Source organism: Mesorhizobium sp. M0815 (genome assembly GCF_040319995.1).
GTDB lineage: Bacteria > Pseudomonadota > Alphaproteobacteria > Rhizobiales > Rhizobiaceae > Mesorhizobium.
Genome location: NZ_JAMYOU010000002.1, coordinates 140611 through 167604 on the forward strand (window position 1 = coordinate 140611; position 26994 = coordinate 167604).

The window sequence follows — 26994 nt, forward strand, 5'->3', positions numbered from 1 at the left end:
CGGTTGCCGACTTCAGAGGGAAATGAAATGACCGAGATCACCGTCCGCCCATTGGCGCAATCCGACCATGCCGATTGGCGGCGTCTGTGGACCACCTACCTCACCTTCTACGAAACCAAGTTGCCGGAAGCGGTTTACGCCGTCACCTGGAAGCGGCTGTTCACGGCGGGCGAGTTCGAGCCGAAAGGCTTCATCGCCACCCTCGACGGCAAGGCCGTCGGCCTGACGCACTATCTCTACCATCGCTCCTGCTGGTCGGAGATAAACAACTGCTATCTGCAGGACCTGTTTGCCGACCCCGATGTGCGCGGCAAGGGCGTCGGCGCCGCCCTGATCGAAGCGGTCAAGCAGGAAGCCGGCAAGATAGGCGTCAAGAACGTTTACTGGATGACGCACGAGACCAACACAACCGCACGCAAGCTCTACGACCATGTGGCGCGCAGGACCGGCTTCATCGAGTATGATCTGCTGTAGACCGTGAGATGTTCATCCCCTTCTTCCTCGAACTGAAGGCAGCGCGGGTTCCGGTCTCGCTCCGCGAATATCTGTCGCTGCTGGAGGGGCTGGAGGCCGGGCTGGTCGACTATGATGTCGAGGGCTTTTACTATCTCGCCCGCGCCGCTCTGGTGAAGGACGAGCGCCACATCGACCGCTTCGACCAGGTCTTTTCGCACATCTTCAAAGGTGTCGAGGCGCGGGCTGGCGAAAACCCGGTCGATGTCGCAAACATCCCGGAGGAATGGCTGCGGAGGCTCGCCGAAAAGCACCTGACCGATGAGGAGAAGAAGCTGGTCGAGGCGCTGGGCGGCTTCGAAAAGCTGATGGCGACGCTGAAGAAGCGGCTGGAGGAGCAAAAGGGCCGGCATCAGGGCGGTTCGAAATGGATCGGCACCGGCGGCACCTCGCCCTTCGGCGCCTATGGCTACAATCCCGAAGGCGTGCGCATCGGCCAGCACGAAAGCCGCAACCGCCGCGCGGTAAAAGTCTGGGACAAACGCGAGTTCAGGAATTTCGATGATGCCGTCGAGCTCGGCACCCGCAATATCAAGGTCGCGCTGAAACGCCTGCGCCGCTGGGTGCGCGAAGGTGCCGAAGAGGAATTCGACCTGCCAGGGACCATCCACGCCACCGCCGAGCACGGATATCTCGACGTTAAGACACAACCCGAACGTCGCAATGCGGTCAAGCTGCTGATGTTCTTCGATGTCGGCGGCTCGATGGACGACCACATCAGGAGCGTCGAGGAGCTATTTTCGGCTGCCCGCGCCGAATTCCGCCAGCTCGAATATTTCTATTTCCACAACTGCCTCTACGAGGGCGTGTGGAAGGACAATCGCCGCCGCCATGCCGAGGTGATTCCGACCTTCGATCTCCTGCATAAATATGGCCCCGACTACAAGGTGATCGTCGTCGGCGACGCCTCGATGAGCCCCTACGAGATCGCCCATCCCGGCGGCTCGGTCGAGCACTGGAACAAGGAGGCCGGCGCCGTCTGGCTTGGGCGGTTGCTGCAGCAATGGCCAAATGCCATATGGCTCAACCCGGAAGCCGAGAAGAACTGGGGTTTTACCCATTCGATTGCCATGATCCGCGATATTTTTGACGGCCGCATGTTTCCACTGACGCTCGCCGGCCTCGAAGCCGCGACGAAGCAACTTTCAAGGAAGCACTGAATGGATCCACGCAAAACAGGAAGGTCGACCTGTTTCCTTTGCCTGCAATGCGGTGTCCAGTTCGCGGCGACAGCGACGCCGCCGCGACATTGCCCGATCTGCGAGGACGAGCGGCAATATGTGCGTTGGGAGGGCCAGGCCTGGACCACGCCGGAAGAGCTCGCCGCCGGCCATCGGCTCGCGATGAGAGACGACGCCGGCGTGCTCGCCTTCGGCATCGAGCCGCGCTTCGCCATCGGCCAGCGGGCATTGCTGGCGCAAACGCCGCACGGCAATGTGCTGTGGGACTGCATTTCGATGGTCAGCGACGAGGCGGTGGCCGAGATCAACCGCCGGGGCGGCCTCGCCGCGATCGCCATTTCCCACTGCCATTATTATTCGGCAATGGTCGAGTGGAGCGAGGCGTTTGGCGGCGTGCCGATTTATCTGCACGCCGATGATTGTCAGTGGATCATGCGGCCGCATCCGGCGATCATCAGCTGGCAAGGCGAGACGCGCGCCATAAACCCGTCGCTGACGCTCATCCGCTGCGGCGGCCACTTTGCCGGTGGCCAGGTGCTGCACTGGAAGCGCGACGGCGGCAATGCCATCCTGGCCGGCGACATCGTGCAGGTGACGCCGACTCGCCGCCATCTCAGCTTCATGTACAGCTACCCGAACTACATCCCGCTCAACGCTTCGAAAGTGCTCGGCATCAAGGCCGCGCTGGAGCCTTTCGCGTTCGACCATATCTATGGCGCGTGGTGGAACCAGAACGTCATCGGAGATGCAAAGGCGGCATTTTCAGCATCGGTTGCGCGCTATCTCGCCGCCATCGCCTGAGGAATTCTTCGCGACAGGATAGAAATACGGGCAAACGCGGTAACAAATCCCTATTTCAGGCGAAGTTGGGAAGGCAACCCAAATAGCGACCTAAGCTAAGAGGAAAAAATGGACAGCCACACCTACCCCGTTACCCGCACCGACGCCGAATGGCGCGCCCTGCTGACGCCTGAGCAATATGCGGTGATGCGCAACCACGGCACCGAGCGGCCGGGAAGCTGCGCCCTGCTGCACGAGAAGCGCGCCGGCACCTTCTCCTGCGTCGGCTGCGACCAACCCTTGTTTGAATCCAAGCTGAAATTCGAGAGCGGCACCGGCTGGCCGAGCTTCAACGACCCGGTGCCGGGTTCGCTCGAGACTACTGTCGACCGCAGCTACGGCATGGTCCGCACCGAATGCCATTGCGCCCGCTGCGGCAGCCATCTCGGCCACGTCTTCGAGGACGGCCCGCCGCCGACCGGCCTGCGCTATTGCATCAACGGCGTGGCGCTCAAATTCGAGCCGGCCGCCTGATCGTCAGGCCACGACCACCAGGATCAGCCACAACGAGGCGCCAAGCGTCATCAGCGAGGCCTTGGCGCCACTTGATTTTCCGGCAGTTCGCCAAACGGCAAAAGTCAGGAAGATGTTGTAGGGCACCGGCGCGAAATGCACCGCCAGAACCAGCGCAAGCGGCAACTTCAGCCCGAGCAGAATGAGCGCCGCCACCGACGACGCGACGTTGATCGCTGTGCCGACCACAACCAGGTCGCGCCAGAACAGCCGATCGAGCGGCACGCCGCCGAGCCAGCGTGAGCGGAAGAAGGCGGCAACGCGCGACATGATCGTCATCGATCCACCGGCTCCCTCGCTCTGCTCACCAGCGCAACCCTTCCACAAGGATAGCGTCTGGAAACCCTGCTTTATTCCTGACCCAGAACTTCGGCAATCGCGCGCTCGAAACGCGAGGCTTCCGTCACCAGCCAGTCGGTCATCGCCGGCCAATTGTCTTCGGCAAAACAATTCACCCGCCACATCGAATTGATGCCGAGGCCGTCGCAACTTTGTTCTGGCCTGAGCTTCAGCCTGTCTTCGATGGCCGGCTGGAACGGCTTCAGCCGCGACCAGGCTTGCGTGGCACCGAACTTCTCGTTGCGGCCGAAGAAGACGCCGACATGATTCTGCGCAGGCGCGACGTACATGGAAAGGACCAATGCGAAGTCGGGCAGCCCACGCTGCCAGAACCACGGTCCACGCCTCGCCAGCAGAGCCCTTTCATCCGGCTGCCGTTCCGCGAACAGCGTCCAGAAGCTGCGTTGGCGGAATTCAGAGGCGCGGCGGGCGCCAAAATCGAATTCGCTCATGTTCGAACCGTCGAGGGGCGCCGCAACCGGCGCCCAAGGCTGTTACCGGCCTACACCATTCCAAGCGCGGCCTTGTACAGATCGAGGATGGACTCCTCTTCCTGCCGCTCGGCCTGGTCCTTCTTGCGCAGCCGGATGATCGACCGCATCGCCTTAGTGTCGAAGCCGGTGCCCTTGGCCTCGGCGAACACTTCCTTGATGTCGTCGGCAATCGTCTTCTTCTCTTCCTCGAGCCGCTCGATACGCTCGATGAAGGCGCGCAACTGGCCGGCGGCAACAGTCTGGCTGGTCTCGGTGATGTCGTCGGCCATATTCTTCTCTCCGCGTCGTTTTCTCACCGCGACTCGGGGTGACCCGAGCGGCGAATTGCAGCGGTTCGATGCCCGACCGGGCGCGGCGGGTCAAGGTGCTATCGATGCGGCATGAAGGGCTGCTGCCAGGCGCCGACAAGGCTGTCTGATGCCGGCCTATTTCACCCGAATGCGATCAGCAGATCCTTGGCATCGATCTGGTCGCCGGCCTTGACGAGCACCTCGGCGATGGTGCCGTCGCGCTCGGCATGCAGCGCCGTTTCCATCTTCATCGCTTCGATCGACAGCAGCACGTCGCCGGCCTTCACCGCCTGGCCGGCAGCGACCACAAGCGCCGAGACGACGCCAGGCATCGGCGCGCCGACATGCGCCTCATTGCCCGGCTCCGCCTTGCGCCGTGCCTTGGCAGCGGAGGCGCCATGCGCCCGGTCCGGCACCTTCACCCGGCGCGGCTGGCCGTTGAGCTCGAAGAACACGGTGACCATGCCCTTTTCGTCGACATCGCCCATGGCAAGGCAGCGCACCACCAGCGTCTTGCCTTTTTCGATGTCGACGAAAATCTCGTCTTCCGGCTTCATGCCGTAGAAATAGGTCGGCGTCGGCAGCACGCTGACCGGCCCGTAGGTCTCCTGCGCGGCGGCGAAATCCGAAAACACCTTCGGATACATCAGCCACGACGCGAACTCGAACTCACTGAGCTTGCGCTCGAGCTTTTCCTCGACCTCCCTGCGGCTGGCCGTGAGGTCCGCCGCCTTGAGCAGCGAACCCGGCCGCACCGTGATCGGCTTTTCGCCCTTCAGCACCTTCTTCTGCAATGGCTTTGGCCAGCCGCCCGGCGACTGGCCGAGGTCGCCGCGCAACATCGACACCACAGAATCCGGGAAGGCGATGTCCCGCGCCGGATTCTCGACGTCGGCGACGGTCAGGTCCTGGCTGACCATCATCAGCGCCATGTCGCCGACGACCTTGGACGACGGCGTCACCTTGACGATATCGCCGAACATCAGATTGACGTCGTGATAGGTCTGCGCCACTTCGTGCCAGCGCGTCTCCAGCCCAAGCGAGCGCGCCTGTTCCTTGAGGTTGGTGAACTGCCCGCCAGGCATTTCGTGCAGATAGACCTCCGATGCTGGCCCCTTCAGGTCGCTTTCGAAGGCGGCGTACTGGTTGCGCACCGCCTCCCAGTAGAACGAGATATTCCTGATCCATTGCGGGTCGAGGCCCGGATCGCGCTCGGTGCCCTTCAGCGCCTCGACGATCGAACCCAGGCATGGCTGCGAGGTGTTGCCAGATAGCGAATCCATCGCCGCGTCGATGCCGTCGACACCGCTCTCCACCGCTGCCAGCACGGTGGCCGCCGACAGGCCGGATGTGTCGTGCGTGTGGAAGTGGATCGGCAGGTCTGTCGCCTCGCGCAGTGCCTTGAACAGCACGCGGGCAGCACTCGGCTTTAGAAGCCCCGCCATGTCCTTGACGGCAATGATATGGGCGCCCGCCGCCTGCAATTCGCTGGCCAGGCCGACATAGTATTTCAGATCGTATTTCGCCCGCGCCGGATCGAGTATGTCGCCGGTATAGCAGATCGCCGCTTCGATCAGCTTGCCCTCGGCGCCGACCGCATCCATGGCCACACGCATGTTCTCGACCCAGTTCAGGCAGTCGAAGACGCGGAACAGGTCGATGCCGCCAGCAGCGGCCTGGTGGACGAAATGCTGGACGACGTTGTCGGGATAGTTGGTATAGCCAACGCCGTTGGCGCCACGCAGAAGCATCTGCAGCAGAAGATTGGGTGCTGCCTCGCGCACCAGCGACAGCCGCTCCCATGGATCTTCGGTGAGGAAGCGCATGGCGACGTCGAATGTTGCGCCGCCCCAGCATTCGAGTGACAAAAGCTGCGGCAGAGCGCGCGCATAGGTGCCGGCGATGCCGGCGATGTCATAGGTGCGCACACGCGTCGCGAGCAAGGATTGATGCCCGTCGCGCATTGTCGTGTCGGTGACCAGCACCTCTTTTTGCTCGCGCATCCACGCCGCGAATTTCTCCGGCCCGAGCACGTCGAGCTTCTGCTTGCTGCCGTCAGGCACATTGCCGTTGAGATATGGCACCACCGGTGGCGCCGCATCTGCTTTTGGCTGCGGCCGGCCGCGCGTCTCGGGATGGCCATTGACCGAAACGTCGGCAAGATAGTTGAGCAGCTTGGTCGCGCGGTCCTGCCGCTTCACGCTGGCGAACAGTTCCGGCGTCGTGTCGATGAACTTGGTGGTGTAGGAATTGTCGGCGAAGCTCCGGTGATTGATGATCGCCTCGAGAAAGGTGAGATTGGTCGCCACGCCCCGGATTCGGAATTCGCGCAACGCCCGGTTCATGCGGGCGATGGTCTCGGCCGGCGTCGGCGCCCACGCCGTCACCTTTTCCAGCAATGGATCGTAGAAGCGGGTGATGACCGCGCCCGAATAGGCGGTGCCCCCATCAAGGCGGATGCCGAAGCCGGTGGCGCCGCGATAGGCGGTGATGCGGCCATAGTCGGGGATGAAATTATGCTCGGGGTCTTCAGTGGTGATGCGGCACTGCAGCGCGTGCCCGTTGAGCCTGATGTCCTTCTGCGTCGGCACGCCCGATTCCGCCGTGCCGATGGCAAAGCCGTCGAGTATGTGGATCTGTGCTTTGACGATGTCGATGCCGGTCACTTGTTCGGTGACGGTGTGCTCGACCTGGATGCGCGGATTGACCTCGATGAAATAGAATTTTCCGGTATCGGCATCCTGCAGGAACTCGACCGTGCCGGCGCCGATATAGCTGGTTTCGCGCGCGATCCTCAGCGCATAGGCGCAAAGCTCCTCGCGCTGCGACATTTCGAGATAGGGAGCCGGCGCCCGCTCGACCACTTTCTGGTTGCGGCGCTGGATCGAACAATCGCGCTCGAACAGATGCACCGCATTGCCATGCGTGTCGCCCAGCACCTGCACCTCGACATGGCGGGCGCGCTCGATCAGCTTCTCGAGATAGACCTCGTCCTTGCCGAAAGCCGCCTTCGCCTCACGCTTGCCTTCCATCACCTCGCGGGCGAGATCGGCCTCGGAGCGGATGGCGCGCATGCCGCGGCCGCCGCCGCCCCAGGATGCCTTGAGCATCACCGGGTAGCCGATCGTCCTGGCGAGTTCCTTCACCGCCGCCATGTCGTCCGGCAAGGGATCGGTGGCGGGAATTACCGGCACACCGACTTCGATTGCGAGATTGCGGGCGGCGACCTTGTTGCCCAGCCTGCGCATCGTATCCGGCTTTGGCCCGATGAAGATGATGCCGGCCGTGGCGCAGGCCTCGGCGAATTCCGGGCTCTCCGACAGCAGGCCGTAGCCTGGATGGATGGCATCGGCGCCCGAAAGCCTGGCGACGCGGATAACCTCCTCGATCGACAGATAGCTTTCGATCGGCCCCATATCCCTGGTCAGGTGCGGCCCGCGCCCGACCTGGTAGCTTTCGTCGGCCTTGAAGCGATGTAGGGAGTATTTGTCTTCCTCCGCCCAGATCGCCACGGTTTTGAGGCCGAGTTCATTAGCCGCGCGGAAAACGCGGATAGCAATTTCGGAGCGGTTGGCGACAAGGATCTTCGAGATTGCCAAGGACAGGGCTCCGGACGCGGGGAAGGGAACTGCCGGACATGATTAGCGCGAAAATGCTGCAGTGCAAACAAAATCGAGGTGCGGCTAAACCGATTTAAATCGACTCCATGTCGTCAAAACAGAAATGCCCGGCGCGAAGCGCCGGGCATTCCGAATTGTCGTCGTCGACAGGCTTACATCTTCTGGATGTAGGTGTACTTGCCGTCGTCGCCCTTCTTCCACTCGTACATGACGTAGCCGGGCAACGTCGGATCGCCCTTCGCGTCATAGGAGAGGTCGCCCAGAACGGTCTTGAACGGACCCTTCTCATGCAGCGCCTTGGCAACTTCCTGCGGGTCGTTCGACTTGGCAACGGTGGCTGCTTCGGCGATCGCCTGCATGGCGGCGTAGGAGTAAAGCGTGTAGGCCTCCGGTTCGAAGCCCTGCGCGCGGAACTTCTCGACGAGTTCCTTGTTCGTCGGGATCAGACGCGGATCCGGGCCGAACGTGTTCAGCGTGCCCGCAACTGCGTCGCCAGCGATCGAGGCCAGCTCGTTCGACACGATGCCGTCGCCGGAAACCAGCGTCGCCTTGAGGCCCTGGTCAGCCGCCTGGCGGATGATCAGGCCGGCTTCGGTGTGCAGGCCACCCCAATAGATGATGGAAACGCCGGCTTCCTTCATCTTGGCGATCAGCGCCGAGAAGTCCTTGTCGCCGACATTGACGCCTTCGTACATGACTTCCGTCAGGCCGGCTGCGTTCATCGCCTTCTTGGTCTCATCGGCAAGGCCCTGGCCGTAGGTCGTCTTGTCGTGGATGACCGCGATCTTGGCATCCTTGAAGTTCGCCGCGAGATAGGCGCCGGCGATGCTGCCCTGCTGGTCGTCACGTCCGCAGGTGCGGAACGTGTTCCACATGCCGCGTTCGGTGAACTTCGGATTGGTCGCGGCCGGCGTGATCTCGAGGATGCCGTTTTCCGCGTAGACTTCCGACGCCGGGATCGAGACGCCCGAGTTGAAGTGGCCAACCACGAACTTGACGCCGTCGCCGACGAACTTGTTGGCGACCGAGATGCCCTGCTTCGGATCGGAGACGTCGTCGCCGACCGAGAGCTTGATCTGCTCGCCATTGATGCCACCGGCCGCATTGATGTCGGCGACGGCCTGTTCGGCACCCTTCTGCAGCTGCGCGCCGAAGGCGGCATTCGGACCGGTGATCGGACCGGCGACGCCAACCAGGACGTCAGCCCACGCGCTGCCGCTGAACGCGATCAGCGCGGTCAGGGCGACGGCGGACAAAAGTGATTTTTTCATGTAAAACGCTCCCATTTACGGAGTGGGCGTTGGATGATGCTTTCATGCGATGCCCACTTTTACTCGCAGAAAACGTACTTTGCCGATTTTCAGGCACTTGTCACGCCGATTCATCCCCGAAACGGCGTTAATCATGAACGTCAACCTTTCGGCTTCCAGCTCAAAACCGATGCTCTTTCATAGAGCCAATTATACTGTGTCACCATCTGGTTTGTGCGCGTGTATTGATAGCCGATGAAGCCCAATATCATCAGTACGATCGTATCCACGATATAGTAATGCAGCGAGAACATCGTGCCGCCGAACAGCGCGTGATGAATGAACCTTACGCCAATGCCAAGGCCGAGCATGTAGGCGAACAATTGGAGGAAGCTGCGCCATGTCTGGGCGCTGGCCTTGCCGGTCATCCATGCCGCCCAGCCGCCGAGCAGGCAGGTGACGAAGAAGAACTGCCAGATCGAGGGTTCCTCGTAGAGAATGCCCTGCATGATGAAGTCTCCTGAACTCAGTGGTGGCCGCCTTCGAGATAGGCGGCGCGCACTTCCGGATTGGCGAGCAGCTCCTTGCCGGTGCCGCTCATCGTCACATTGCCGTTGACCATGACATAGCCGCGCGTCGCGAGCTTCAGCGCGCCGAAGGCGTTCTGCTCGACCAGAAACACTGTCAGCCCTTGGGTCCGGTTCAACTCGCGGATGGCGTCGAAGATCTGCTTCACGATCAGCGGCGCCAGGCCGAGCGACGGCTCGTCGAGCAGGAGCAGCTTCGGCCGTGCCATCAGCGCACGCCCGATCGACAGCATCTGCTGTTCGCCGCCCGACAGGGTGCCGCCGCGCTGGGCGATGCGTTCCTTCAGGCGCGGAAACAGCGTGAACACCTTCTCGACGTCCTCGTCGTAATGCTTGAGGCCGTCGAGGCTGGCGCCCATCTGCAGGTTTTCCATCACCGTCATGCGCGGGAAGATGCGCCGGCCCTCCGGCGACTGGGCGATCCGCATGCGCGCGATCTCATGCGTTGGCATCTGGGTAATATCGGTGCCGGCGAAGGTGATCGTGCCCGCCCGGGCCCGCGGAGCACCAAAAATGGTCATCATCAGCGTCGACTTGCCGGCGCCGTTGGCGCCGATCAGCGCCACGATCTCGCCCTGCCTGACGGTGACGTCGACACCGTTCAGCGCCCTGATGTTGCCGTAGTAGGTCTGGACGCCTTTGATATCGAGCAGCGTTGTGCCGGCCATCACTTGCGCCCTCCGCGCTTGCCCGCAGGTGCGGCAGCAGTCTTGCCGGCAACTGTTTTCGCAGTTTTCCCGGAAGCGTGGCTCGTTTCCACTTTCCCGGCGTCGACGCGGCGCGAAAATTCCGTCTCCTTGCCGGCGGCGAGAAGCTTGGCCTGACCAACCCAGTCCTCACGGGCGATGCGTCCGTCGAAGGCGAGATAGGCCTCGACGGCCGCGACGTCGGCTTTCTTCCATGCCGCGATCTGGTCGAAATGGAAGATGCCGTGCTGGTTAAGCTTCTTCTCGTTGACCGTGCCGATGCCCTTGATGCGGGTCAGATTGTCGGCCTCGCCGCCACGTGGCGCTGTGAGCCGGTTCGAAACGCCCGCGACCTTCGACTTGGCCGGCGCCTTAGCCGTGGAGGGTTTCGCGGTCGGCTTAGCTGCAGCGGGTTCCGCCTTGGCCGGGGGAGCGGCGGCTTGCGCTGCTGCCTTGCTTGCCGCGGCACTCGACTTTGCATCGAACTGCCCGGCTTTCGAGGCGCCTTTCGACACGGTCACGCGCTCGCCCTCGCTGTGGCCGATCGTATCGGTCACCGGTCCGGCGAGATACGAAGACGATGTGCCTGGGCCGTGCGCGGAATCGGGACCGGTGTCCAATTGCTCGATGACGTCCTCGTCGCCGACTTCGGTCAGTACCGTCTCGACTTCCTCGTCTTCGACGCCGAGATAGGCAGCGATGACGCGCGGGTCCGTGCGTACCGAATGCGGGCTGCCGTCCGATATCTTGCGCCCGTATTCGAGCACCACGACGTGGTCGGAAATCTGCATGACCACCGCCATGTCGTGCTCGATCAGCAGGATCGAGGTGCCGGTGTTGTCTTTGATGTCCATCAGCAGCGCGTTGAGCGCCATTGATTCTTTCGGATTGAGGCCGGCAGCCGGCTCGTCGAGGCAGAGCAACTCCGGACCCGTGCACATCGCCCGCGCGATCTCGAGGCGTCGTTGCGCGCCATAGGGCAGGTCGCCGGCCGGGTCGTCGGCACGGTCGACGAGATCGGCCTTCTCCAGCCAGTGCCTGGCCAGTTCGACCGACTCGGCCGATGCCTTCCGGTAGCCGCTGAAGCCGAACAGGCCGAGCACGGTGTAGCCGGACGCCTTCATCAGCTTGTTGTGCTGGGCTACCAGCAGGTTCTCGAGCAGCGTCATGCCCGAGAACAGGCGGATGTTCTGAAAGGTGCGCGCCACCTTGGCGCGTGCCGGGATTTCATGGTTCGGCAGGCGTTCGAGCAGATAGCTCGAGCCGTCGCGCCTATTGAGCGTGAGCATGCCTTCCGACGGTTTGTAGAAACCGGTGATGCAATTGAACACCGTGGTCTTGCCGGCGCCGTTCGGTCCGATCAGCGCGGTGATCTCGCCGCGCTTGGCCTGGAAGGAGAGATCGCCGATGGCGACCAGACCGCCGAATTTCATCGACAGATGGTCGACCTGCAGGATGGCATCGTTCATGGGAGATGGGTTCGTATCACTCATCAGCCGTGGCCTTCCTTGGTGAAGGAGCCGGATACGGCCTTGCTCTTCTTGAGGAAGGCTGTCGGTTCACGGCTGCCGACGAAGCCGCGCGGCTTCCACAGCATGACGATGACCATGGCCATGCCGAATAAAAGCATGCGGTAGAGTTCCGGGGTGAAGTCGGGGCCGAAGACCTGCTTCAGGAAATCGAGTTCGCGCAGCACCTCCGTGCCGCCGATCATCACCATGGCGGCGACGGCGATGCCAACCAGCGAACCCATGCCGCCAAGCACGACCATAGCCAGAATGATGGCCGACTCCAGGAAGATGAAGGATTCGGGGCTGACGAAACCTTGCCGTGCCGCGAAGAACGAGCCGGCGAAGCCGCCGAACATGGCGCCGGTGGCAAAGGCAGTGAGCTTGGTGGTGGTGGTGTTGATGCCGAGCGAGCGGCAGGCGATCTCATCCTCGCGCAGCGCTTCCCAGGCGCGGCCGACAGGCATGCGCCTTAGCCTTATCGTGACGAAGGCGGTGAGCAGGCAGAGCCCCAGGATCAGATAGTAGAGGAATATCTTGTAGTAGGCGCTCGATGTGGCGATATCCAACACCTTGGCGATATAATTCGGATCCGAAACGTTGAACGTCATCAGGCCGAAAAAGGTGACCTTGGGGATGCCGGAGATGCCGGCCGAGCCGTTCGTAACCTCGCGCCAATTGATCAGCACGAGACGAATGATCTCGCCGAAGGCAAGCGTCACGATCGCCAGATAATCGCCGCGCAGACGCAGCACCGGAAACCCGAGCAATACCCCCCAGAAGGCGGCCATGGCGCCGGCGGCGGGCAGCAGGATCCAGAACGACAGGCCAAAATGCGTGCCGAGCAGCGCATAGGCATAGGCGCCGACCGCGTAGAAGGCGACGTAGCCGAGATCGAGCAGGCCGGCGAGGCCGACGACGATGTTCAGCCCCCAGGCCAACATCACATAGATCAGGATCTGGATGCCGAAATTGTCGACCCATTTCAGTGAACCCTGGAACCCGCCGGCCATCGACCCTGCGTACACGGCAAGCACCGCCACGACGATGATCGGGTAGAGCGCCAGTGCGGTTATGCCCAACGCCGAGAAATGGGCGAGGATGAAGGTGCGGAAATAGAACAGCACCGAGGCCAGCGCATAGATGATCGCCAGCGCCCGCGCGAAGCGCGCATAACCGGCGAGACCCGGCCCCAGCAAACCATCGAGCGAGCCGGCCAGCAGCGCCAGCACAGCCACTACGACGACGGCAGCAATGAAATACGGCAACCGGAAGAACCGCGTCGCCACGCTTTCCGGCAACAGCCCGGTGGCGATGTCGGCAATCTTCTGGTTGGCCAGGAAGGGCTGGCCGTAGGCAACGTAGAGAAAGCGGCCGAGCATGGTGGCGATCACCACGGCGGCGAGCAGGCCCCAGCGCTGTACGAGGATCAGCTCGTTGGAGATGTTCTGATCGGTCCGCAGGCCGATGAACAGCACGAACAGGCCGAGCGCGATGGCACCAGCATAAAGCGCCTCGCGCGTGGCGCGTTGCACTGGGGTGGCGACGACGCCGCGCTCCGGAGATACAGTGACCGCCATGACCTCAGACCTTTTCGACTTCTGGCCGGCCCAATATGCCGGAAGGCAGGAAGATCAGGACGATCGCCAGGATGGAGAAGGCGGCGACGTCCTTGTAGTCGATCGAGAAATAAGCCGACCACATGCTTTCGATGAAGCCGATCATCAGCCCGCCGAGCACGGCGCCGGGCAGCGAGCCGATGCCGCCGAGCACCGCCGCGGTGAACGCCTTCACGCCGGGCGTGAAACCGTCGGAGAAGGCGATGACGCCGTAATACATCAGGAACAGCGTGCCGGCGACGGCAGCAAGGGCCGCACCCATGACGAAGGTGATCGAGATGGTGCGGTCGACGTCGATGCCAAGCAACGCCGCCATCTTGCGGTCCTGCTCGCATGCCCTTTGCGCCCGGCCCAGTGAGGTCTTGTTGACCAAATACCAGAACAGCGCCAGCAGCAGCGCGGTGACGATGACGATGATGATCTGCTTCAGCGATACGCTGATGCCCTCGATGTTGTAGACCGTGGACACCATCGGCGGGATCGGCTTGTTGCGCGGCCCTTGCGTCACCTGGACGAAGTTCGACAGGGCGATCGACATGCCGATCGCGGTGATCAGCGGGGCCAGCCGGAACGAACCGCGCAAAGGCCGGTAGGCCACCTTCTCGATCGTCCAATTATACAGGCTGGTCAGCAGCATCGCGACGATCATCATGATCAGCAGCGCGATCACCACCGGCAAGGAATAGAACAATGCGCCGAGAATGAGGAAAACGATGAGGGCGGTGAATGCCCCGACCATGAAGATGTCGCCATGGGCAAAATTGATCATGCCGATGATGCCGTAGACCATCGTATAGCCGATCGCTATCAGCCCATAGATCGATCCCAGCGTCAGCCCATTGATAAGCTGCTGGACAAAATACTGCATGCTGTCGTGGCTCCCCTGGAATGTCGCCCATGCAGACGCATTCCTTTTCGTATTTCCCCTAGTCGTAAAGTTTCGAGCCCGGATTGCAACGTGATTTTTCGATGGCTATGCGTGTTTTCGCCGCACGCCGTCCGATTGCCCGTTTTATTCCCGTCCGGCCCCTGGACCATCGCGGACCCTACCATTGGCCTAACGCAATGTCTTTGACGATTCAACCGCACCATGCGCCTCGTTTCGAAGAAATCGCCGTCAAAATAAGTTGATGAGCGGGATCGTTGCGTCGTTGATCGCAATCCGTTTACGCTCTCTTTCTTCCCCTGCGTCAGCGTTTTTTCTATTTGACGACGAAGCCGTGCGCGAACGGGTCGCGGTCGTCGATGAAGATCGTGTTCAATCCGGTCATCCGTGCCCAGCCGCCGATCGACGGAATGATCGCCGGCTTGCCGGCGACGGTGACCTCTTTTTCCACCCTGCCCTTGAACAGCGAGCCGATGATCGATTCATGGACGAAGTCGTCGCCAACCCCAAGCTTGCCCTTGGCGTGAAGCTGCGCCATCCGCGCCGAGGTGCCGGTGCCGCAGGGCGAGCGGTCGATCGCCTTGTCGCCGTAGAAGACGGCGTTGCGGGCATCGGCTTGCGGGTTGGTCGGCGCACCGGTCCACAATATGTGCGACAGCTTGTCGATGCCGGGATTCTCCGGGTGGACGAAGGAATATTTCTCGTTGAGCCGCTGCCGCACCACCGGGCTCCAGGCGATCAGCTCGCCCGCCGAATGGTCGGCCATGTCGCGATAGTTCGTTTGCGGTTCGACGATGGCGTAGAAATTGCCGCCATAGGCGACATCGACGCTGATCTCGCCGAGCCCGGGGCATTCGACCGTCAGTCCCTCGGCATAGAGGAAGGACGGCACATTGGTGATGCGCACCTCCTCGACATAGTCGCCGACCTGCTTGTACTCGGCGACGACCAGGCCCGCCGGCGTATCCAGCCTGAGCACGCCCGGCGTCTTCGGCTTGATCAGCCCATGTTCGACGGCAAAGGTCACAGTGCCGATTGTGCCGTGGCCGCACATCGGCAGACAGCCGGAGGTTTCGATGAACAGGATGGCGATGTCGCAATCCTCGCGCGTCGGCGGATAGAGGATCGAGCCGGACATCACGTCATGGCCGCGCGGCTCGAACATCAGCCCGGTGCGGATCCAGTCATATTCGGCCAGGAAATGCGCTCGCCGCTCCATCATCGTCGAGCCGTTGAGCAGCGGTCCGCCGCCGGCGACCAGCCGCACCGGATTGCCGCAGGTGTGGCCGTCTATGCAGAAGAAGGAATTCTTGGCCATGCCGGCTCCCAACTGAATGTCTTCGATCTCAAAACCGTTGCGGACTGAACGGACCGAGATCGAGCGATGGACCCTGCCCGAGAACGAGCTCACGGATCAAGCGTCCGGTCGCCGCGGCCTGGGTCAGGCCGAGATGACCATGGCCGAAGCCATACACCACCGACGGCGTTTTTTGCGACCGCCCGATCACCGACAACGAATCCGGCAGCGACGGCCGGAACCCCATCCATTCGCGGCCATTGGCCGGATCCAGCCCTGGCAGGAATTTTTGCGCCTTTTCGAGCAGTGCTTTCGAGCGCGCATAATTGGGCGGCCTTTCGAGGCCGCCGAGCTCGACCGCGCCACCGACGCGCAGGCCGGTCTCGAGCGGCGTGATGACAAAGCCATGCCCGGAGAAGATCAATTGCCGCTTTACGTCGAACGCAGTCTTCGGCAGCGTCGTGTTGTAGCCACGCTCGGTCTCCAGCGGGATGCCGTCGCCGAGATGTCTTGCCAGCAGATGCGACCAGGCCCCGGCAGCGATGACGACATGCTTTGCCCGACGCGTCGTACCGTCGGCCATGGTCAGGATCGCGTCGCCCTGTCCCGCCTCGATACGCTCGATCCGGGCCTTTTCGAACCCCGCGCCCAACCTCTCGGCATAGGCCCATAAGGCCTTTCCAAGCAGCTTGGGGTCGGCGACGGTCTTCCACCCCGGCACGAACGTGCCCCTGGCGAAGCGCGGCGACAGGCCGGGCTGCAAGGCGGCGAGAGCGCTGCCTTCGACATGGTTGAAGCCGATGCCGAAGCGCTGCCTTGCCGCCCAGCCGGGCAGCGACGCCTTGAACTCGGCCTCGCTTTCGTAGAGTTCGAGCGAGCCGTCCTCGTGCAGCATCGGCCGTGTGCCGGAACGGTCGAGCAAGCCCATCCATTCCGCCTCGGCGAGCTTCATCATCCCGGCCTGCGCGGCAAGGCCGGCTTCATAGCGGTCGCTTCGGCCGGCCCGCCAGAAGCGGACCAGCCAGGGCAACAGCTTCGGCAGATAGGCGGGCGGAATGCTGAGCGGGCCTAGCGGGTCGGCGAGCCATTTCGGCAACTGCCTGATCATGCCCTTGTGAGCCAGCGGCAGCACATCGGAGAACGCCAAGGCAGCGGCATTGCCGGAGCTGGTTTCCTCGCAGATCCCCGTCCGATCGAAAATCGTGACGTTTCGCCCCGCCTCGGCCAGAAAGCCGGCGGCGCAGATGCCGATAATGCCGCCACCAATGATGGCAACATCGAGCGTAGCATTATCATTCATTGCCATGCGCCGCGCTGCACATCTGCAAATACCCTCGAAGGGACTGGATCAGAATGCCGGCAGCTCTGGCCGCACCGCCAGCGCGTCCCTGACGGTCTTTTCGACAGCCTTGCGCCGCTCGCCCGCCAACGGCTGACGCGGCATGCGCACCCGGTCATTGGTATCGATGGCGAAGACCTCCGCGAGCTTGATGTTCTGCACCAGATAGGTCGAGACGTCGAGGTCGAGCAGCGGCCGGAACCAGCGGTAGATTTTCAACGCCTCCTCGCGGCGGCCCTGTCTCATCAATTGATAGATGGCGACTGTCTCGCGCGGGAACGCGGTGACCAGGCCCGCCACCCAGCCAATGGCGCCGACCGACAGCGCCTCGAAGGCAAGATTGTCGACGCCGGTGAACAGGTCATAGCGGTCGCCGAGGCGGTTGATGATCTCGGTCGAGCGGCGGATGTCGTCGGAGGACTCCTTGATGGCAATGAAGCGCTGGTCCTTCGCCAGTTCCTCCATCTGGTCGACAGTGACGTCGACGCGGTAGGCAAGCCGGTTGGAATAGATCATCACCGGCAGGTCGCCGGCCGCGGCGACGGCGCTGAGTGCCGCGACTGTCTCCTCGGCATTGGTATGGTAGATCGGGCTCGGCACCACCATCAAACCGTTGGCGCCTTCTTTTGCGGCGCGGCGCGCGATCGTCGCCGCCTCGCGTGTGCCGGCTTCGTTGACCGTCAACAGCACCGGTTTGTTGCCGGCGATCTTCTGCGCGGTCTTCAGCACCTCGATCTTTTCGTCATGCGACAGCATCGGTCCTTCGCCAAGCGAGCCACAGACGATGATGCCGTCGCAGCCGGCCTCCATCTGCAGCGCAAAGCAGCGCTCCATCTCGGCATGGTCGAGGCGATCATCCTCGGTGAATTTGGTCGTAACGGCGGGGAAAACTCCGGCCCACATGTCGGTTGCTCCATCTGATATATCAGTCGTATATTTCTTAAGAAGCCGGCTGTCAACGTTGAATCTGACATGATATATCAAAAATATATCAGGAGATGCCGCATTGGTATATGACAACCCAGGCTCCGAGCCGGCGACTGCGAAGGCCTACCGCAGGCTCGAGCATATGATCGTAACGCTCGAACTGGCGCCCGCGAGCTTCATCACCGAGGGGGCGCTGATCGACAGGCTCGGCCTTGGCCGCACCCCGGTGCGCGAAGCGATCCAGCGGCTGGCCTGGGAGGGGCTGCTCGAGGTCCGGCCGCGTGCCGGCATTGCCATTGCCCCGCTTCACCCTGGCGACTGGCTGCGCGTCCTCGACGCCCGCCGCGGCGTCGAGGTCGTGCTTGCCCGCTCGGCCGCCCGCTTCGTCACCCGCGAGGCCGCCGACCTGTTTCATGACGCAGCGCTGGCCATGCAAAAGGCCGTGATTTCGGAAAATGTTCTTTGCTTCATCCAAGCCGACAAGGCGCTTGATGAGGCGCTGGCGCTGGCTGCAGACAACCCGTTCGCGGCGCGCCTGGCGGCGCCCTTGCAAACCCACAGCCGCCGCTTCTGGTTCCGCTACAAGGCCGATACCGGCTTGGCCGAATCCGCCGAGCACCATGTCGCATTGATCCGCTCGATCCTCGCCGGCGACGAAGAGGCCGCGGCCAAGGACGCCAAGCGGCTGATGGCGTTGCTGCGCGGCCACGCTGAGGCAGCTGCTACGCGCTGACGCCGCCCGCTCCCTCATGAGTTTTGGCCGGGCAGGGCGTCCACGCTTTCCCAATTTTCGCCGGCTGCGACAATGCAGCTTCTGCCGGCGACGTCGGTCACGATGACCGTCCAGCTTCCGCTATCGGCGACAAAAACTTCCATGACCGCCTCCTGACCGATCAGTCCGAGAGCAAACTGTCTTTCCTGGAAATTCTCGGCCAGGTGGGCGACGAGGTCGCCATGTTCAACGCAGTATTGATATTGGGCGCTTGCGGCATTCGTACCCACCGCGAATAAGCCAGCAAAAGCTACGGTCTTCACCCATCCTAACAGCGATTTGCGTGCCATAGGGCACCTCCTTTGCCATCACGATCCGGCAAAGGGAGGTGATTGACGGCCTCATTTTGCCGGAGCGATCCAGGCCGGTTCCGACGTCATCATCGCGTCGCTCCTTTCCGTGTTCCGGTCTGCCGCCAGCGGGAACGATTCTGGATGTTCTCGCTATGTTCCATATATGGTATCGCTAACGAAAAATAGCAAGCCGTGCGCGCCTCAAGTGGGCGCGGGGAGATCCGTTTCAAGGTCGCCGAGAACAGGGCCGCAGCCCGGCTGTCGTGCCGAGGCTGCGGCCAGGTGAATAGGAAAGGCCTACTTCAGGTACCGGGCAGCGCCGCTATCGTCATCGCGCTCTCCCAGCCTTCGCCGACTGAAATCACGCAGCTTTGACCTTTTGTATCGCTGGCGAGGATGGTCCAGGTGCCCTTGTCGGAAACGAAGACTTCAAGCACCACATTCGGATTGACGACGCCAACCGCGCTCGGGTTTTCATGAAACTTCTCGCCGAGCGCCTTGACCATATCGGCGCGTGCCGCGCATTGCTCGGCAGCCATTGCCGGGATGGCGGAAAGCGCCGCCGTTGCCGCGCAAGCTATGATCGCCATGAGACGTGTCATCTGACATCTCCTTTGCGCCGGACGATATCCCCCGGAGCCGTCACCAGCGCCGTTGGTTGATCTGCCAGCTCCTCCTTCGCGGCAGGACTGCAACCTAAGAGGATTGCTGCCTTCTTGGTTCCATCACATTCGTGTTCATGCCGATGAAGACGGCGACAAAAAAGGCACGGGCTCCAAGCCCGGGCCTTTTCTTGCTTTCTGCGATTTGGATCAGTTCATCGTCGGGATGACGAACTCGGCGCCGTCCTTCACACCGGCCCGCGCGCCCGCAGCCGAAGCGAGGACGCGCAGACAGGAAACCGTCCGGCTAATTCATCGTCGGGATGACGAACTCGGCGCCGTCCTTCACGCCGGACGGCCAGCGCGACGTCACAGTCTTGGTCTTGGTGTAGAAGCGGAACGCGTCCGGCCCGTGCTGGTTGAGGTCGCCGAACGAGGACGCCTTCCAGCCGCCAAACGTATAGTAGGCGATCGGCACCGGGATCGGCACGTTGATGCCGACCATGCCGACCTGGACTCGTGAGGCGAAGTCCCGCGCCGCATCGCCGTCGCGGGTGAAGATGGCGACGCCATTGCCCATCTCGTGCTCGTTGGCAAGCTTGATGGCGTTTTCGTAAGTCGGCGCGCGCACCACCGACAGCACCGGCCCAAAGATCTCTTCCTTGTAAATGCGCATGTCGGCAGTCACGTTGTCGAACAGGCAGCCGCCCATATAGTAGCCGTTCTCGTAGCCCTGCATGGAAAAGCCGCGGCCATCGACCACCAGCTTGGCGCCTTCCTTGACGCCGGTGTCGACATAGGATTTGACCCGCTCCAGCGCCTGCGCCGTGACCAGAGGGCCGAAATCGGCGGAAGAATCCGTCGACGGACCGACCTTCAGGCTCTCGACGCGCGGCACCAGTTTTTCCATTAGCCGGTTGGCGGTGTCGTTGCCGACCGGGACGGCCACCGAGATCGCCATGCAGCGCTCGCCGGCCGAGCCGTAGCCGGCGCCGATCAGCGCGTCGACGGTCTGGTCCATGTCGGCATCGGGCATGATGATCATGTGGTTCTTGGCGCCGCCGAAGCACTGCACGCGCTTGCCGGCCGCGCAGCCGCGCGAATAGATGTACTGGGCGATCGGTGTCGAGCCGACGAAACCGATAGCCTTGATGTCGGGATCGTCGAGGATGGCGTCGACCACTTCCTTGTCGCCGTTGACGACATTGAGGATGCCCGCCGGCAGGCCGGCCTCGATGAACAGTTCGGCAATCCGCATCGGCACGCCCGGATCGCGCTCCGACGGCTTGAGGATGTAGGCATTGCCGCAGGCGATGGCCGGCGCGATCTTCCATAACGGGATCATCGCTGGAAAATTGAACGGCGTGATGCCGGCGACGACGCCGAGCGGCTGGCGCATCGAATAGACGTCGATGCCGGGGCCGGCGCCATCGGTGAACTCGCCCTTCATCATATGCGGCGCACCGATGCAGACCTCGACCACTTCGAGGCCACGCTGGATGTCGCCCTTGGCGTCGGCGATGGTCTTGCCGTGTTCGCGCGCCAACATCTCGGCCAGCGCGTCATACTCCTTGGCGACCAGCTCGAGGAACCGCATCAGGACGCGTACGCGCCGCTGAGGATTGGTCGCCGCCCAGCCGGGCTGTGCCGCCTTGGCGTTTTCGACCGCTGCGCGCAATTCCGCCTGCGAAGCCAACGCCACCGTGCCACGCACCGTGCCGTCCATCGGCTGCATGACGTCCTGCTTGCGGCCGCTGGTCCCGGCGACACGCTTGCCGCCAATGAAATGACCGTATTCGATCATGGTTTCTCTCCTTGGTTCGTGATGAGGCATTGTCCGCCTTTGCGGGAGCGATGGCAACGCGAGTGAAAACGCAACCGTTGTGCAGAAAATAGATAGCGGCGCGCGATTGTGCATCAAATGGCGCAAATGGTAGGGAGTGTACTCCTATCGCTTGGATTGCTGAGTTGAGTTTCTTCACACCCCCCTCTGTCCTGCCGGACATCTCCCCCGCAAGGGGGGAGATTGGCGGCTTCGGCCTTACCGCCCTTTTTGCGACGTTGGAGATTGGCGAAAGCCGACCGGACATCCGATCTCCCCCCTTGCGGGGGAGATGGCCGGCAGGCCAGAGGGGGGTGGGCGGGAACACGGCGCTCTCTATCGAAACGGACCATCCCGATGAACTGGGATGACGTTCGCATCTTCCTTGCCGTGGCGCGCGCCGGCCAGATCCTCGGCGCCGCCAGGCGGTTGGAGCTCAATCACGCGACCGTCTCGCGCCGCATTGCCGCCCTCGAGGATGCATTCAGGACAAAACTGTTTCGCCGGCTTACCACCGGCAGCGAGCTGACGCCGGCAGGCGAACGTTTCCTCGAAATCGCCGAACGCATGGAGGGCGACATGATCGCCGCGCGCTCGACCGTTTCAGGCGAAGGCGACGACGTCTCGGGCACCGTGCGCATCGGCGCGCCGGACGGTTTTGGCGTCGCCTTCCTGGCCAGGCGCCTCGGCGCGCTGACCGCTTTGCACCGCGAGCTCACCATCCAGCTGGTGCCGGTACCGCGCTCCTTCTCTTTGTCCCGCCGCGAGGCCGACATTGCCATCACCGTCGAACGGCCGACGGAAGGCCGTCTGGTGGCGGGAAAGCTCGTCGACTACACGCTCGGCCTGTTCGCGTCGCGGGCCTACGCCGACACGCATGGCCTGCCCGGAACCGCCGCCGAGCTGGGCCAGCACACGCTGATCGGCTACGTGCCGGACCTGATCGTCAGTCCCTCGCTCGACTACGCGGCCGAATTCAGCGCCGACTGGCGCACCAGCTTCGCCATTTCCTCAGCGCTCGGCCAGGCCGAAGCGGTGCGTTCCGGCGCCGGCATCGGCATCCTGCACACCTTCGTTGCCCGCTCGATGCCGGAGCTGGTGCCTCTCGATATCGTCGCACCCATCCGCCGCGCCTACTGGCTGGTCTATCATGAATCGGTCAGGCCACTGCGCCGCGTCCAGATCGCCGCGAGCTTCATCACCAAGGCCGTCGAACGGGACCGGGGTTTGTTCGCGTGAAGCCTACCGGCCGGCGGCTGTCTTAAGCTGCTGGGGGTCTTACTTGGCGTATCGTCCCGGCCCGAGATCGCCGACGTCGATGTCTGGCACCCGGCTGGAGATGATGTCGGCCAGAACCTTGGCCGAGCCGCAGGCCATGGTCCAGCCGAGCGTGCCGTGGCCGGTATTGAGATAGAGATTGGAGAAATCGGTGCGCCCGATCAGCGGCGGCCCGTCCGGCGTCATCGGCCGCAGCCCGCACCAGAAGGTGGCCGACCGCATGTCGCCGCCGCCCGCGAAAAGGTCGCCGACCGAATGTTCGAGCGTGCGGCGCCGCGATTCGTGCAGCCGCATGTCGAAGCCGGAGATTTCCGCCGTGCCGCCGACCCGGATACGGTCGCCGAGGCGGGTGATCGCCACCTTGTAGCTCTCGTCCATCACCGTCGACACCGGCGCGGCGGCGGCGTCCTTGATCGGCAGGGTGATCGAATAGCCCTTGACCGGGTAGACCGGGATGGGCCGCTTCAGCATGCGCATGAACCGCGCCGAATAGCTGCCCATCGCCATCACATAGGCGTCAGCGACCATCCAGCCCTTGCTGGTGCTGATGTTGGTGATGCGATCGCGCTTCTTGACGACGCGCCGTATCTCCGTGTCGTATTCGAAGGTGACGCCGCGTGCCGCGCAAAGCTCCGCAAGCCTGTCGGTGAACATCTTGCAGTCGCCGGTTTCGTCGCCGGGCAACCGCAGGCCACCGACGAATTTCTCGCGCACGCCAGCCAGCGCGGGCTCGGCAGCAATGCAGCCGTCGGGGTCGAGGACCTCATAAGGGACGCCATAGGTCTTCAGCACCTCGACATCGCCGCCGACGCCATCGAGCTGCTTTTGCGTTCGGAAAAGCTGCAGCGTACCCTTGGCGCGCTCGTCATAGGCGATGCCGGTCGCCTCGCGCAGCGCCTTCAGCGTGTCGCGGCTGTATTCGGCCAGCGGCACCATGCGCGCCTTGTTCAGCGCGTAGCGTTCAGCCGTGCAATTGCGCAGCATCTTGACCAGCCATATCCACATATGCGGATCGAGCGCCGGCCGCACCACCAGCGGACCATGCTTCATCAACAGCCATTTGACGGCCTTCAGCGGAACGCCGGGCCCGGCCCAGGGCGAGGCATAGCCGGGCGAGATCTCGCCGGCATTGGCAAAGCTGGTTTCCAGCGCCGGGCCTTTCTGGCGGTCGATCACCGTCACCTGATGGCCGGCCTCGGCAAGAAAATAGGCGGTGGTGACCCCGATCACACCGCCGCCCAGCACGAAGATCTTCATCGCTTAGTTCTCCGCAACGGCGTCTCGTCAGGGTTCGGGTCCGGGATCATCGCCGCCTTCTGTCTGCCGGATTCTGCGGCGTCCGCCAAGTGCCGATGCTGAGGGAAACGACATGCGTGAGGACAACAAGCTTGCGTCCTAGCCATTCACATAGCGCCGGTGGAAGCGGTGGCCGAGGCTGGTCAAGACCTCATAGCCGATGGTGCCGGCCTGGCCGGCTACCTGGTCCACGGTCTGCGACGACGGCTCGATCAGTTCGACGAGGTCGCCGGCCTTCAGCTTGCCGGGCGGCAATGCGGAAATGTCAAGGATGATCGAATCCATCGAAACCCGGCCGATGAAGGGCAGCCGCACATTTTCGAACCAGGCAGCGGAAGCGGCGCGTCGATGCCAGCCATCGCCGTAGCCGAGCGAAATCGTCGCCGCGGCAAGCGGGGCCTTGGTGTGGAAAGTGTGGCCGTAGCCGACACCGGCGCCGGCCTCCAGCATCCGCGTCTGGATGACCTTGGCTTGCAATCGCACCACCGGCAGCATCGGGTTGTCCTTCGCCGGCGTCGGATTGATGCCATAGAGAGCGGCACCCGGACGAACGAGGTCGTAGTGATAGCGCTGCCCGAGAAAAATGCCTGATGAATTGGCAAGCGACGCCGGCGCTCCCGGCAGCATCCGGCGCAGCCGTTCGAATTCCAGCCGTTGCTGCTCGTTGGCCGGTTGCTCGGGTTCGTCGGCGCAGGCGAGATGGCTCATCACGAAGGTCAGTTCGACACCATCGAAAGCCTGCGGATCCTGCGCGATGGCTTTCACCTCCTCGGGCGCCATGCCGAGCCGCGACATGCCGCTGTCGACCTGGACGGCGGCAGGCAATTTATGGCCCACCCGCCCGGCCATCTCGCGCCATGCCGCAAGTTGGCTGGCGCTGTTGACGACAGTGCAAAGCCCCGCCGCAACCGCTTCCCGTTCCGCACCTGGCGGAATGCCGTTCAGCACGTAGATGGCCGGGTCTGAGCCGAGCGCCTTGCGCAGCAAGACGCCGCCGGCCAAATGCGCGACGAAGAAAATATCACAGCCTTCAGCCATCAGCGCCGCCGCCACCGGCGCCGCGCCAATCCCGTAACCGTCGGCCTTGACCACTCCGGCACAGCTGACGCCGCCCAGACGCGCCTTCAGCCGCCGGTAATTCTCACGGACGGCGCCAAGGTCGATGGTCAGGATCGCCCCCGCCGCCGCTTCGCTGATCGGCTCACTCGGGGCGCCGGCCTGCGGTAGAGAGACGGTCTGCGGAAGGGATTTGCTGGAGATGTCGGTCATGCCGACCTGTTTTAGCGGAAGGCCGGCGGCTACGCCACCAGGTGCCGGAACGCTGCCACCACGTCTTCGTAGACCTTGCGCTTGAACGGCACGATCAGACCGGGCAGTTCCAGCATCGGCCGCCACGCCCACCGGTCGAACTCGGCCTTGTGGCCACCCGGCGGCGGATTGATTTCGATCTCGCTTTCGTCACCGTGGAAGCGGAAGGCAAACCATTTCTGCGTTTGGCCGCGATATCGTCCCTTGAAGGCGACGCCGACCAGATGGGCCGGCAGGTCGTATTTGATCCAGTGCGGCGCCTCGGCCAGCAGCGACACCGAGCGCATGCCGGTCTCTTCGTAAAGCTCGCGCTCCGCCGCGGGCAGCGGCTCCTCGCCATCGTCTATGCCGCCCTGTGGCATCTGCCAGAGCTGCGTGGTTCCAGCGAATTCGCTGTCCGGCTCGGCAATGCGATGGCCGACCCAGACCATGCCATCGCCATTGAGGACCATCACCCCTACGCAGGGCCGGTAGGGCAGTGTCTCGGCGTCAACGAGCTTGTTCTTTGCCATGTCAGCCTTTTTCCGGATCTATGGCCACCGCCGAAATCGGCACGATCTCGATGCCGCGCTTCTTGGCCTCGGTCACCCAGGACGACACGGTATCGACTGTCAGGTCGAAGGCCGAGCCGATGCCGACGGCAAAGCCTTTCGCCCGTGCCGTCGCTTCCAGCCCATCCAGTTTCTTCAATATGGCGCCGCGGTCCTGCACCGCGTCGATCGCCGTATCGCCGCCGACGAACGGCACGCCGTCCTTCAGCGCCAATTCGGATGCCAGGCTGCGCGCCGACGAACCGTCGTCGACATAGGCCAGACCACGCTTGCCAAGCTCGGCCATCAACGGCCCCATCGCCGTCGCGTCGGCCGAAAAGCGGGCGCCCATATAGTTCATGACGCCGGTGTAGTTGGTCGTTCGCGACAGCGCCCAGCGTAAATTCTTCAAATTCTCGTCCGGCGCCGCTGCCACGGTCAGCGTGTTACGGCCGGGGTTGACGTTCGGATAGTCGAACGGCTCGAGCGGCACCTGCATGATGACCTCATGGCCGCCTTGCCGCGCCACCTGCATCCAGCGGCCGATGCTGTTGCCTTGCGGCGCGAAGGCCAGCGTCACTTCCGCCGGCAGCTTGGCGATGGCTGCCTGCGTGCCGGTCTGCGACACGGCAAGCCCGCCGATGACGAGCGCCACGCGTGCACCGCGTGCGCCGGACCACGGCCGCGCATAGACATCGAACGGGCGCCGGCCGTCGGCGGCGCGGATCGGCAGCGGACCGGTCTCGCTGGCCTCGATCAGCGCCTTGTCGGGAATGTGCGCGATCCTGAGGTTCTGGCCGATCGTCGAAGGGTCGCGGATGACAATGGCCGCCTTGGGCGGACCGTCGCCCTCTTCGGTCTGGACATGGATGATCTGCGGACCGCCCATCTTCCCGCTTGTCGTTTGTTCGCCCGTCTTCTGTTCGCTTGCGTTGCTTGGCGCTTCCGTTGCGGGCGTCGCCTTGGCCGGCGCCGCGGCGGGATCCGCCGCTGCCGGCATCTTCGGCGTCGAAACGGCGACTTCTTGCGGCTTGCGGAACGGCTTGTCGCGCAAGGCGATCGCGCCGGAAACGCCGACCACGGCCAGCACGACGAGCGCGGCCGCGACTGCACCGGCGCTGATCCTGCTGCCTGGGCGCGGCGCCCGGATCGCCTGTCCGAGAGGTCGTTCTATGTCCTTGCCGATATCAGCCAAGCCCGCACC

The 26994-nt window shown here is 63.2% G+C and carries 26 protein-coding genes; 6 read left to right on the forward strand and 20 right to left on the reverse strand.

All coding sequences use genetic code 11. The features are described 5' to 3' along the window. Positions 1-27 precede the first annotated feature (27 nt). From NKI01_RS03340 to msrB, 4 genes are all read left to right on the forward strand, one after another. On the forward strand, positions 28-474 hold the full coding sequence (locus tag NKI01_RS03340) for a GNAT family N-acetyltransferase (RefSeq protein WP_352961857.1): 447 nt from the start codon (positions 28-30) through the stop codon (positions 472-474). Positions 475-482: 8 nt separating this feature from the next. Next, complete coding sequence (locus NKI01_RS03345) at positions 483-1673, forward strand: vWA domain-containing protein (RefSeq protein ID WP_352480938.1); 1191 nt, start codon at positions 483-485, stop codon at positions 1671-1673. Next, positions 1674-2495 carry an MBL fold metallo-hydrolase gene (locus NKI01_RS03350; RefSeq protein WP_352480939.1) on the forward strand — a complete coding sequence of 274 codons (822 nt, stop codon included), beginning with the start codon at positions 1674-1676 and terminating at the stop codon, positions 2493-2495. It begins immediately after the preceding gene. Positions 2496-2603: 108 nt separating this feature from the next. Beyond that, on the forward strand, positions 2604-3008 hold the full coding sequence (msrB, locus tag NKI01_RS03355; RefSeq protein WP_352480940.1) for a peptide-methionine (R)-S-oxide reductase MsrB: 405 nt from the start codon (positions 2604-2606) through the stop codon (positions 3006-3008). A gap of 3 nt (positions 3009-3011) precedes the next feature. Here msrB and NKI01_RS03360 read toward each other — a convergent pair whose 3' ends face one another. The 13 genes from NKI01_RS03360 to NKI01_RS03420 all read right to left on the reverse strand — a co-directional run bounded on the left by NKI01_RS03360 (position 3012) and on the right by NKI01_RS03420 (position 17865). After that, positions 3012-3326, reverse strand: coding sequence for a hypothetical protein (locus NKI01_RS03360; RefSeq protein WP_352961861.1), 315 nt, complete (start codon positions 3324-3326; stop codon positions 3012-3014). A gap of 71 nt (positions 3327-3397) precedes the next feature. Beyond that, on the reverse strand, positions 3398-3838 hold the full coding sequence (locus tag NKI01_RS03365; RefSeq protein WP_352961864.1) for a hypothetical protein: 441 nt from the start codon (positions 3836-3838) through the stop codon (positions 3398-3400). Between the two features lie 50 nt (positions 3839-3888). Further along, positions 3889-4149, reverse strand: coding sequence for a DUF2312 domain-containing protein (locus NKI01_RS03370; protein WP_023719653.1), 261 nt, complete (start codon positions 4147-4149; stop codon positions 3889-3891). Between the two features lie 161 nt (positions 4150-4310). Further along, on the reverse strand, positions 4311-7769 hold the full coding sequence (pyc, locus tag NKI01_RS03375) for a pyruvate carboxylase (RefSeq protein ID WP_352894714.1): 3459 nt from the start codon (positions 7767-7769) through the stop codon (positions 4311-4313). A gap of 173 nt (positions 7770-7942) precedes the next feature. After that, entirely contained in the window at positions 7943-9061 is a 1119-nt protein-coding gene (locus tag NKI01_RS03380; protein WP_023719655.1) for a branched-chain amino acid ABC transporter substrate-binding protein, read from the reverse strand. A 140-nt stretch (positions 9062-9201) separates the two neighbouring features. Next, positions 9202-9549, reverse strand: coding sequence for a DUF6867 family protein (locus tag NKI01_RS03385; protein WP_023719656.1), 348 nt, complete (start codon positions 9547-9549; stop codon positions 9202-9204). A 17-nt stretch (positions 9550-9566) separates the two neighbouring features. Further along, positions 9567-10295 (reverse strand): ABC transporter ATP-binding protein, encoded by a 729-nt coding sequence (locus NKI01_RS03390; protein WP_023719657.1) that lies wholly within the window; start codon positions 10293-10295, stop codon positions 9567-9569. Beyond that, positions 10295-11806 (reverse strand): ATP-binding cassette domain-containing protein, encoded by a 1512-nt coding sequence (locus tag NKI01_RS03395; RefSeq protein ID WP_023719658.1) that lies wholly within the window; start codon positions 11804-11806, stop codon positions 10295-10297. The genes NKI01_RS03390 and NKI01_RS03395 overlap by 1 nt, the downstream gene beginning before the upstream one ends. Next, positions 11806-13401 carry a high-affinity branched-chain amino acid ABC transporter permease LivM gene (livM, locus tag NKI01_RS03400; RefSeq protein ID WP_352480943.1) on the reverse strand — a complete coding sequence of 532 codons (1596 nt, stop codon included), beginning with the start codon at positions 13399-13401 and terminating at the stop codon, positions 11806-11808. Before livM ends, NKI01_RS03395 begins: the two co-directional genes overlap by 1 nt. A gap of 4 nt (positions 13402-13405) precedes the next feature. Continuing rightward, positions 13406-14308, reverse strand: a complete 903-nt coding sequence (locus NKI01_RS03405) for a branched-chain amino acid ABC transporter permease (RefSeq protein WP_023719660.1) — start codon at positions 14306-14308, stop codon at positions 13406-13408. A 334-nt stretch (positions 14309-14642) separates the two neighbouring features. Then, complete coding sequence (locus NKI01_RS03410) at positions 14643-15644, reverse strand: 4-hydroxyproline epimerase (RefSeq protein ID WP_023719661.1); 1002 nt, start codon at positions 15642-15644, stop codon at positions 14643-14645. Between the two features lie 28 nt (positions 15645-15672). Then, a complete protein-coding gene (locus tag NKI01_RS03415) occupies positions 15673-16923 on the reverse strand; it encodes an NAD(P)/FAD-dependent oxidoreductase (protein ID WP_352494144.1) in 1251 nt (416 codons plus the stop codon). Positions 16924-16971: 48 nt separating this feature from the next. Next, entirely contained in the window at positions 16972-17865 is an 894-nt protein-coding gene (locus tag NKI01_RS03420) for a dihydrodipicolinate synthase family protein (RefSeq protein ID WP_352961869.1), read from the reverse strand. 103 nt (positions 17866-17968) lie between these two features. Here NKI01_RS03420 and NKI01_RS03425 point away from each other — a divergent pair, with 103 nt between their 5' ends. Then, positions 17969-18622: a GntR family transcriptional regulator gene (locus NKI01_RS03425; RefSeq protein ID WP_023719664.1), complete on the forward strand. Its 654-nt coding sequence runs from the start codon at positions 17969-17971 to the stop codon at positions 18620-18622. A 14-nt stretch (positions 18623-18636) separates the two neighbouring features. On the opposite strand, the gene NKI01_RS03430 is transcribed toward NKI01_RS03425, so the two are convergent. The 3 genes from NKI01_RS03430 to NKI01_RS03440 form a co-directional block, all read right to left on the reverse strand. Beyond that, complete coding sequence (locus NKI01_RS03430) at positions 18637-18951, reverse strand: hypothetical protein (RefSeq protein WP_023719665.1); 315 nt, start codon at positions 18949-18951, stop codon at positions 18637-18639. A 305-nt stretch (positions 18952-19256) separates the two neighbouring features. Then, positions 19257-19556, reverse strand: a complete 300-nt coding sequence (locus tag NKI01_RS03435; RefSeq protein ID WP_023719666.1) for a hypothetical protein — start codon at positions 19554-19556, stop codon at positions 19257-19259. A gap of 307 nt (positions 19557-19863) precedes the next feature. Further along, positions 19864-21360: a CoA-acylating methylmalonate-semialdehyde dehydrogenase gene (locus tag NKI01_RS03440; protein ID WP_352588226.1), complete on the reverse strand. Its 1497-nt coding sequence runs from the start codon at positions 21358-21360 to the stop codon at positions 19864-19866. Between the two features lie 375 nt (positions 21361-21735). Here NKI01_RS03440 and NKI01_RS03445 point away from each other — a divergent pair, with 375 nt between their 5' ends. After that, the gene (locus tag NKI01_RS03445) at positions 21736-22617 is read left to right on the forward strand and encodes a LysR family transcriptional regulator (protein WP_023719668.1); all 882 of its coding nucleotides are present in this window, start codon (positions 21736-21738) and stop codon (positions 22615-22617) included. A 39-nt stretch (positions 22618-22656) separates the two neighbouring features. Here NKI01_RS03445 and NKI01_RS03450 read toward each other — a convergent pair whose 3' ends face one another. The 4 genes from NKI01_RS03450 to NKI01_RS03465 form a co-directional block, all read right to left on the reverse strand. Then, on the reverse strand, positions 22657-23913 hold the full coding sequence (locus NKI01_RS03450) for a D-amino acid dehydrogenase (protein ID WP_352494141.1): 1257 nt from the start codon (positions 23911-23913) through the stop codon (positions 22657-22659). 138 nt (positions 23914-24051) lie between these two features. Continuing rightward, positions 24052-25221, reverse strand: a complete 1170-nt coding sequence (gene alr, locus NKI01_RS03455) for an alanine racemase (protein ID WP_352937330.1) — start codon at positions 25219-25221, stop codon at positions 24052-24054. A 29-nt stretch (positions 25222-25250) separates the two neighbouring features. Further along, positions 25251-25772, reverse strand: a complete 522-nt coding sequence (locus NKI01_RS03460; RefSeq protein WP_352480951.1) for an RNA pyrophosphohydrolase — start codon at positions 25770-25772, stop codon at positions 25251-25253. Between the two features lies 1 nt (position 25773). After that, positions 25774-26985, reverse strand: coding sequence for a divergent polysaccharide deacetylase family protein (locus NKI01_RS03465; protein ID WP_352494139.1), 1212 nt, complete (start codon positions 26983-26985; stop codon positions 25774-25776). Positions 26986-26994 lie beyond the last annotated feature (9 nt).

Excerpts from the sequence above, each read along its gene's own strand:
- alr (WP_352937330.1), bottom strand. The coding sequence starts at position 25,221 with ATGACCGACATCTCCAGCAAATCCCTTCCGCAGACCGTCTCTCTACCG.
- NKI01_RS03435 (WP_023719666.1), bottom strand. The coding sequence starts at position 19,556 with ATGACACGTCTCATGGCGATCATAGCTTGCGCGGCAACGGCGGCGCTT.
- NKI01_RS03405 (WP_023719660.1), bottom strand. The coding sequence starts at position 14,308 with ATGCAGTATTTTGTCCAGCAGCTTATCAATGGGCTGACGCTGGGATCG.
- NKI01_RS03395 (WP_023719658.1), bottom strand. The coding sequence starts at position 11,806 with ATGAGTGATACGAACCCATCTCCCATGAACGATGCCATCCTGCAGGTC.
- NKI01_RS03440 (WP_352588226.1), bottom strand. The coding sequence starts at position 21,360 with ATGATCGAATACGGTCATTTCATTGGCGGCAAGCGTGTCGCCGGGACC.
- NKI01_RS03380 (WP_023719655.1), bottom strand. The coding sequence starts at position 9,061 with ATGAAAAAATCACTTTTGTCCGCCGTCGCCCTGACCGCGCTGATCGCG.
- NKI01_RS03340 (WP_352961857.1), top strand. The coding sequence starts at position 28 with ATGACCGAGATCACCGTCCGCCCATTGGCGCAATCCGACCATGCCGAT.
- NKI01_RS03360 (WP_352961861.1), bottom strand. The coding sequence starts at position 3,326 with ATGACGATCATGTCGCGCGTTGCCGCCTTCTTCCGCTCACGCTGGCTC.
- NKI01_RS03410 (WP_023719661.1), bottom strand. The coding sequence starts at position 15,644 with ATGGCCAAGAATTCCTTCTTCTGCATAGACGGCCACACCTGCGGCAAT.
- NKI01_RS03420 (WP_352961869.1), bottom strand. The coding sequence starts at position 17,865 with ATGTGGGCCGGAGTTTTCCCCGCCGTTACGACCAAATTCACCGAGGAT.
- NKI01_RS03365 (WP_352961864.1), bottom strand. The coding sequence starts at position 3,838 with ATGAGCGAATTCGATTTTGGCGCCCGCCGCGCCTCTGAATTCCGCCAA.
- NKI01_RS03370 (WP_023719653.1), bottom strand. The coding sequence starts at position 4,149 with ATGGCCGACGACATCACCGAGACCAGCCAGACTGTTGCCGCCGGCCAG.
- NKI01_RS03385 (WP_023719656.1), bottom strand. The coding sequence starts at position 9,549 with ATGCAGGGCATTCTCTACGAGGAACCCTCGATCTGGCAGTTCTTCTTC.
- NKI01_RS03345 (WP_352480938.1), top strand. The coding sequence starts at position 483 with ATGTTCATCCCCTTCTTCCTCGAACTGAAGGCAGCGCGGGTTCCGGTC.
- NKI01_RS03350 (WP_352480939.1), top strand. The coding sequence starts at position 1,674 with ATGGATCCACGCAAAACAGGAAGGTCGACCTGTTTCCTTTGCCTGCAA.
- NKI01_RS03445 (WP_023719668.1), top strand. The coding sequence starts at position 21,736 with ATGAACTGGGATGACGTTCGCATCTTCCTTGCCGTGGCGCGCGCCGGC.
- msrB (WP_352480940.1), top strand. The coding sequence starts at position 2,604 with ATGGACAGCCACACCTACCCCGTTACCCGCACCGACGCCGAATGGCGC.
- livM (WP_352480943.1), bottom strand. The coding sequence starts at position 13,401 with ATGGCGGTCACTGTATCTCCGGAGCGCGGCGTCGTCGCCACCCCAGTG.
- NKI01_RS03415 (WP_352494144.1), bottom strand. The coding sequence starts at position 16,923 with ATGAATGATAATGCTACGCTCGATGTTGCCATCATTGGTGGCGGCATT.
- NKI01_RS03390 (WP_023719657.1), bottom strand. The coding sequence starts at position 10,295 with ATGGCCGGCACAACGCTGCTCGATATCAAAGGCGTCCAGACCTACTAC.
- NKI01_RS03460 (WP_352480951.1), bottom strand. The coding sequence starts at position 25,772 with ATGGCAAAGAACAAGCTCGTTGACGCCGAGACACTGCCCTACCGGCCC.
- NKI01_RS03430 (WP_023719665.1), bottom strand. The coding sequence starts at position 18,951 with ATGGCACGCAAATCGCTGTTAGGATGGGTGAAGACCGTAGCTTTTGCT.
- NKI01_RS03450 (WP_352494141.1), bottom strand. The coding sequence starts at position 23,913 with ATGAAGATCTTCGTGCTGGGCGGCGGTGTGATCGGGGTCACCACCGCC.